This is a genomic window from Acinetobacter sp. YH12027 (genome assembly GCF_013420085.1).
GTDB classification, from domain to species: Bacteria; Pseudomonadota; Gammaproteobacteria; order Pseudomonadales; family Moraxellaceae; genus Acinetobacter; species Acinetobacter amyesii.
Genome location: NZ_VOYW01000074.1, coordinates 1 through 6,378, shown reverse-complemented (window position 1 = coordinate 6,378; position 6,378 = coordinate 1). Strand labels below are relative to the sequence as shown.

At 42.4% G+C, this 6,378-nt stretch carries 6 protein-coding genes; 1 reads left to right on the top strand and 5 read right to left on the bottom strand.

The genetic code is table 11. The annotated features are described in order from the left end of the window. Positions 1-145: 145 nt before the first annotated feature. The 5 genes from asd to FTT94_RS15930 all read right to left on the bottom strand — a co-directional run bounded on the left by asd (position 146) and on the right by FTT94_RS15930 (position 5,550). Entirely contained in the window at positions 146-997 is an 852-nt protein-coding gene (gene asd / locus FTT94_RS15950; protein WP_078190610.1) for an archaetidylserine decarboxylase, read from the bottom strand. Beyond that, positions 994-1,842 (bottom strand): sulfurtransferase, encoded by an 849-nt coding sequence (locus tag FTT94_RS15945; protein ID WP_180008663.1) that lies wholly within the window; start codon positions 1,840-1,842, stop codon positions 994-996. Before FTT94_RS15945 ends, asd begins: the two co-directional genes overlap by 4 nt. A 153-nt stretch (positions 1,843-1,995) precedes the next feature. Continuing rightward, the gene (pncB, locus tag FTT94_RS15940; protein ID WP_180042294.1) at positions 1,996-3,204 is read right to left on the bottom strand and encodes a nicotinate phosphoribosyltransferase; all 1,209 of its coding nucleotides are present in this window, start codon (positions 3,202-3,204) and stop codon (positions 1,996-1,998) included. 146 nt (positions 3,205-3,350) lie between these two features. Continuing rightward, the gene (locus FTT94_RS15935) at positions 3,351-3,851 is read right to left on the bottom strand and encodes an ankyrin repeat domain-containing protein (RefSeq protein ID WP_078193253.1); all 501 of its coding nucleotides are present in this window, start codon (positions 3,849-3,851) and stop codon (positions 3,351-3,353) included. Between the two features lie 181 nt (positions 3,852-4,032). Then, the gene (locus tag FTT94_RS15930; RefSeq protein WP_180171102.1) at positions 4,033-5,550 is read right to left on the bottom strand and encodes a catalase; all 1,518 of its coding nucleotides are present in this window, start codon (positions 5,548-5,550) and stop codon (positions 4,033-4,035) included. A 229-nt stretch (positions 5,551-5,779) separates the two neighbouring features. Here FTT94_RS15930 and dtd point away from each other — a divergent pair, with 229 nt between their 5' ends. Then, a complete protein-coding gene (gene dtd, locus FTT94_RS15925; RefSeq protein WP_180036027.1) occupies positions 5,780-6,220 on the top strand; it encodes a D-aminoacyl-tRNA deacylase in 441 nt (146 codons plus the stop codon). The last annotated feature ends 158 nt before the right edge of the window (positions 6,221-6,378 follow it).

The window sequence follows — 6,378 nt, the reverse complement described above, 5'->3', positions numbered from 1 at the left end:
CCATACTGGCAGGGCTTTCAATACTATTGAACACTCTTCAGTTGTTGTCAGAGTATTCGTCTGATGAGCTGAATGCGATTGCTCAGATCGCATTCAATTTATAAAAAATGTGTAGATACCTATGCCTAAAGGGACAGGGAATTCATTAAATGGTATGCCCTAAAGCTTCGCCCATCACCACAGTCGAGTTGGCTTTAAAGGTCGCATCCCATTGCATTTTGTTTTCTTCAAACAACACAACCGCTGTTGAACCTAAATAGAAACGGCCCAATTCTGCACCTTTTTCTAAGAATAAATCGTGTTGATTCAGTTCCAAACGCCCTGTCGGTTTAACTTTACCTGTAGCCACGGTTTCAATACCTGCCACGATCATTGCACCTACCAGTACAACCGCCATACGACCAACTTCTGTATCAAATAAGCAGACCATGCGTTCATTGCGAGCAAATAAACCCGGAATATTTTCAGCAGTGGTTTGGTTTACAGAGAATAATTCACCCGGTACATACAAAGTTTCTGTCAATGTCCCTGCAAATGGCATATGTACACGGTGGTAGTCTTTTGGTGACAAATAAACCGTAGCAAACTGCCCATTTTTAAAGGGTTCAGCCAATTGTGGATCGGCAATTAGGTTTTCAACAGTGAACTTCTGGCCTTTGGCCTGAAATACATCACCATTTTCAATTTTACCCAGTTGTGAAATCGCACCATCTGCAGGTGAAACAACACTGGATGGATCAGCATCGACTGCACGCACGCCTTCTTTTAAAGAGCGAGTGAAAAATTCATTGAAGGATTTAAATTTTAAGGCATTGCTTTGCTCAGCAATCGACATGTCGATGCCATACTGCGCTTTAAATGCGGTAATCACGGCATTTTTCACCACAGGGTTTTCGCTTGCAGCCAATTTACCCACGATACGTGATAATTTGTGCTGTGGAACAACACGCTGAGCTTGAATAAAAATTTGTTTTTTTAACTGAGATGTAAGGCTCAAGACGGCAACTCTCCGGTGATCACAGGACTATCGAGTCGGTTGCCCCACTCGCTCCACGCACCATCATAAGCTCGAATATTCCAACCGAGTAAACGTCCCAGTATATAAGCTAGGCCCGACCGATGATGGGACTGACAATACACCACCACGGGTTCGTTTAAATTGAATCCCAATTGTTCTAAGCGTTGTTGTGTGCGTTCTAAAGGATGCAATTTTAAATGATTTTCTCGGTTAAGGGCAGTACTCCATTCGAAATGTCGTGCACCCGGAATGTGACCGCCGCGTCGCGCAGCCAAACGTAGGCCTGTATATTCATCTTCGGTACGGCAGTCCCATACTTGGATTTGCTCCTGCTGCACACGAGCCAATAGCTCATCATAATCTGTTTGATACTGAGCACGCGCCTCTGCACTGACTTCAACCAATGGGCTCACGGGTTCAAATTGCTCAATTTCAGACGAGGTCGGTAAGCCTGCCCCAAGCCAAGCATGGATGCCACCATTGAGGAGACTGGTATTTTCAAAACCGAGGCAATGTAAGTTCCAAATCAGTCGACCAGCCCATGCCCCACCTTCATCGTCATACACTACTACATGATGTTCTGGACTGATATTCAGATAGCTGATGAGCTGTTCTAAACCGGCTTGGTCAGGTAAAAGCCCCATCGCTTGTTCTTCTTGGCGCACTAACAGTTTCGGCTGCACATGCAGTGCATGTGGAATATGCAATTGGTCATAAACCGAACGACGACTCAAATCGACGATCCGTAGTTTTTCATTACCAAGATGTGGAACCAATTCTTCCGCTTCAATCAGCAGACCAAAATTCAGTGTAGATGCTGTCATCGTTGTTCGTGTTGTATTTTGTGCGATTAAATTCGATCTTAGCATAAGTCATTTTCACTATTATTCTGAATTTTTGCATTCCTTTAGCAATATTTTAGATATAAAAAAGCCGAATCATTGATTCGGCTTTTTTAGTTTTATCTAATGCTGTGTTTAAGCGCTAACTTCAGAGATGTCAAACACCTGACGTAGATACGCTAAGAAAGTATCATTATCTGTCATGGTTTTACCCGGACTATCTGAAATTTTTGCCACAGATTGACCATTACATTCAACCAGTTTCAGTACGATATTCAGCGCAGTTTGTCCCATATCATTGGTCAAGTTGGTGCCAATACCAAAACTCACTTGGAAACGGTCTTTGAAGTAATTATGCAAATCCCACGCTTTTTCGATATTTAGACCATCACTAAAGGTCAGCATTTTACTTTTGCTATCGACTTTAAGCTTTTTGTAATGTGCATAGGCTTTATCGCCCCATTCATACGGGTCGCCACTGTCATGACGTAAACCGTCGAATAGTTTGGCAAAGTACAAATCGAAGTCACGTAGGAACGCATCCATACCGACAACGTCTGTTAAGGCTATTCCTAAGTCACCGCGGTATTCCTGCACCCATGTTTCTAGCGCAGACTTCTGGAAGTTACGTAGACGAACATCAAGCGCTTGGAATGCTTGTAGGAACTCATGCGCCATCGTACCAATTGGAGTAATGTTCAAGTCTTTGGCAATCAGAACATTACTTGTACCGCGGAAAATATACGGTGAAGCCTGATTTAATTCTTCAATTACATGCTTTTGCCATGCATAACTATAACGACGACGCGTGCCAAAATCAGAGACCAAGAATGGTGGATCATTTGGATTTTGCCGTGCTTCATACTGCTTCAGCAAGGCAATCTTATGTTGCAAACGGCGCTCACCTTCGGCTAAAACTTCGGGTGTACGAATACGTTGGAAATATAATTCATTGACGATGGCTAAAACAAAGATTTCAAACATCATCGCTTGAACCATTGGGCCTTCTACCCAAATGTCGAGTCGACCTTCATCATCAATACCCGCTTTAATAAAACGGCGTTTAAGCTGAAATAATTCAAGATAATCAACAAAATCGCTTTTAATAAAACGTAAACTGCGTAAATACTGCAATTCATCATCTTTAAACTTCAACTGACAAAGCATGTCGAGCTGCATGTTTAAATCATCCAAAATTTCAACCAGTGGATAGGCTGTATCATCCAAGTTACGGCAACGAAAGTGATACACACTATGGGTTTGCGGAAATTTGTGTAACACCACCTGAAGCATGGTGAATTTATACAGATCTGTGTCTAATAAGGATTGGATGATTGGAGACATAAAGACTTTCAGTTTTTATCAACTCTTTGCATTAAAGCATACTTTATTGATAAAAAGCCGATTGATTTAGTGGAATAACTTATAAATCACCGCGATTCATCGACTTTTTTCAATTTTTTTGCTGAAGCTGAGCGCGATCAAGCTCACTATTTTTTGAGTAACTGTCGATATTTTTCTTCTTGACCAAATTCACGCGCAAACTGTTCTGCAGTCTTTTGCCCCATTTTTTTGGCATTTGCATCGCAATCCACTTGGCGTAATTGCTTTGCAATCGCCCATTCTAATTTAAACATGGCACCCATCAATGCGGTGTTGCCTTTATTGTCACGTGCGCAGCGGTCTGCACCTTGTTCTAGCAAACGAGTCACAATATTTTGATGACCATAATAGGTCGCCATCATCAGTGGGGTAAAACCCGAAGCATTGCGCACATCGACCGGAAAACCGTGCTTAAGAAATTCATTGATGACTTCTTCATTGCCAGTTTTGGCTGCGGCAAAGAAGATTGCGATCAATTCCTGTTGTGAGGTCATCTGATCGCTTGCAGTTGCTTTAGCGGGGGAGATATCTTCCGCGATTGCCACGTTTGCGAATGCGGAACCAAACGCTAGAAGACTGGCTAAAGTCAAATGTTGCATAACTTTCATGATGAACTCCAACAGAAATCGAATGTAGAATTGAATTAGAAATAATTCATTTCATAAAAATGAATATTTAAGGAGTGCCTATGAAACTCCCCCTAGGGTGCAGGAAAGGTATGGAGCTTCATAGGACTTTTTTGAGGTAACGTTCTAGCCCCTAGTTACCAATCCTTTAGACTGATCGAAATTAGTCTTTCAGTTGTGCTGCTTTTGCTTTCACAGTTGCGATGTTGCCGTTTACTGCTTTAGTCATACGCGTACCGTAGTCAGCGTCTGCTTTGTAGAAGTAAGACAGCATGATGTGCTTGGTTTCTGAATCTTTCACGTTGCCAAGGTCAGCAGCCAAGTTCATGATTAAGTTTTCTTTCTCTTTCGCAGAGTATGAACGGTAAAGTTCACCCGCCTGCTTGAAGTTTTGCTCTTTCACACCTTTTTGTTGAACTGTGCCAGAAAGCGGCGTTTCAACCGCACGCGCTTTAGCAGTCGCTGGTTTTGGCTCAATACGGCTTGGCTCGTAGTTCACATTTGATGAAGTGCCGCCAACATTCATGTAACCATTTTGGTTGTTGTTGTTTACAGCAACTAATGGACGATTGACTGGAATTTGTTGGTGGTTCGCACCTAAACGGTACATTTGTGTATCTGAGTAAGAAAAGATACGGCCTTGCAGCAGACGATCTTCTGATGGCTCGATACCTGGGACTAAGTTACCTGGAGCCAATGCCACTTGTTCCGTTTCCTGGAAGAAGTTTTTCGGCATACGGTTCAGCGTCAATGTACCCACTTTAGTTTCTGGAACTAAGTTCGTTGGCCAGATTTTAGTTGGATCTAGCGGATCAAAATCAAAGCTGTTGAGATCTTTAGGATCTAACACTTGGATGTAAAGATCCCATTTCGGGAAGTTGCCCGCGTTAATGTTTTTGTAAAGATCGTTGGTTAAGTGGTTGAAGTCTTTACCTTGCAGCTCCATCGCTTCTTTAACGTTCAGACCTTTCACACCTTGTTTAGAGCGGAAGTTGAATTTAACGTATTTGTATTCGCCTTTGTCGTTATAAAGCTTGTATGCATGCACACCAAAGCCGTCTTGTTCGCGGTAGCTGGTAGGCACGCCTTGGTTACCATACACATAAGTCAACATGTTGGTTGCCCATGGCTGGCTAGACAAGAAATCAAATACGCGGTTTGCGTCTTGAACGTTGTTGATTGGGCTAGGCTTCATGGCATGGATGAAGTCTGGGAATTTGATCGCATCACGGATGAAGAATACTGGAGTTTGGTTACCCACTAAGTCCCAGTTGCCTTCTTGTGTATAGAACTTGATCGCAAAACCGTGCGGGTCACGTAAAGTTTCTGGAGAACCTTTACCGTGAATTACAGTCGAGAAACGTAAGAAAACTGGAGTCTTGGTACCTGCTTTGAACAATGAAGCAATGGTGAGATCAGACAAATCTTTAGTTGCAACGAATTCACCATAAGCACCTGTACCACGGGCATGTACCACACGCTCAGGAATACGCTCACGACCAAAACGTTGTAATTTTTGAACCAATTGTACGTCTTGAAGTAGAACTGAACCATTTGGACCCGCAGTAATCGAGTTTTGGTTATCGCCTACTGGTGCACCATTGTCTTTGGTTAATGGCGCTGCTTGAGTCGCCGCTGTTGCTGTTGCTAACATCGCAACCAATAAAGAACGCTTAAACATCGTCTTAATCTCTCTGTTAAATACCTTTCCTGCCCCGCAAAGATACTGACATTTAATAAATAGATAAAACAGATTATTTTCATAAATTCAATCGTATTATTGGATTTATAAAAAATATACATTTCATTTTCAAATGTTTGAGCCCAAAATTTTCTAAACATCGCTTCGAAAGAATGCTGTCTTTGCTACAATCCTTGCCCTATGTTCAATTTTCTACTCGGAAGAATTTATGCGGGCCTTGTTACAACGTGTTTTGGAAGCCAAAGTGGTGGTCGATGGTGAGATCACGGGTGAAATCAATCACGGTATTTTAGTGTTTTTAGGACTTGGTAAAGCTGACGATTTAGAAAAGGGCAAAAAACTGATCGATAAGATCTTGAAATACCGTTTTTTTGATGATGAACAAGGCAAGATGGGCTGGAATGTCAGTCAAGCTGGCGGCGGTATCCTCTTGGTGTCTCAATTTACTCTGATGGCACAAACGCAAAAAGGCCTGCGCCCTGATTTTGGCCCTGCCATGCCGCCAAGCGATGCCAAAGCGCTGTATGAACAGTTGGTCGATTACACCAAGCGCCAATATGACCATGTACAAACAGGCATCTTTGCTGCCGACATGAAAGTGCATTTGGTCAATGACGGTCCAGTGACCTTTAATTTAGAAGTTGAATAACCACTGAAGCATTAAAAAAGCCCTCTTTTGAGTAATGCCAGTCAGTTAAGAGATTGACTGGCTTTTTCTTGGGTATTTTTGAGGTTTTCCTTTTACAACCCTTGGATAACTCCTCACTCTTCTCTCAGGTATAACATACCGATTAGATTTCTCCATTA

Bases quoted from the DNA above. Each gene is read 5' to 3' on its own strand.
- FTT94_RS15945 (WP_180008663.1), bottom strand. From the start codon at position 1,842: ATGACAGCATCTACACTGAATTTTGGTCTGCTGATTGAAGCGGAAGAA.
- pncB (WP_180042294.1), bottom strand. From the start codon at position 3,204: ATGTCTCCAATCATCCAATCCTTATTAGACACAGATCTGTATAAATTC.
- FTT94_RS15935 (WP_078193253.1), bottom strand. From the start codon at position 3,851: ATGAAAGTTATGCAACATTTGACTTTAGCCAGTCTTCTAGCGTTTGGT.
- FTT94_RS15930 (WP_180171102.1), bottom strand. From the start codon at position 5,550: ATGTTTAAGCGTTCTTTATTGGTTGCGATGTTAGCAACAGCAACAGCG.
- dtd (WP_180036027.1), top strand. From the start codon at position 5,780: ATGCGGGCCTTGTTACAACGTGTTTTGGAAGCCAAAGTGGTGGTCGAT.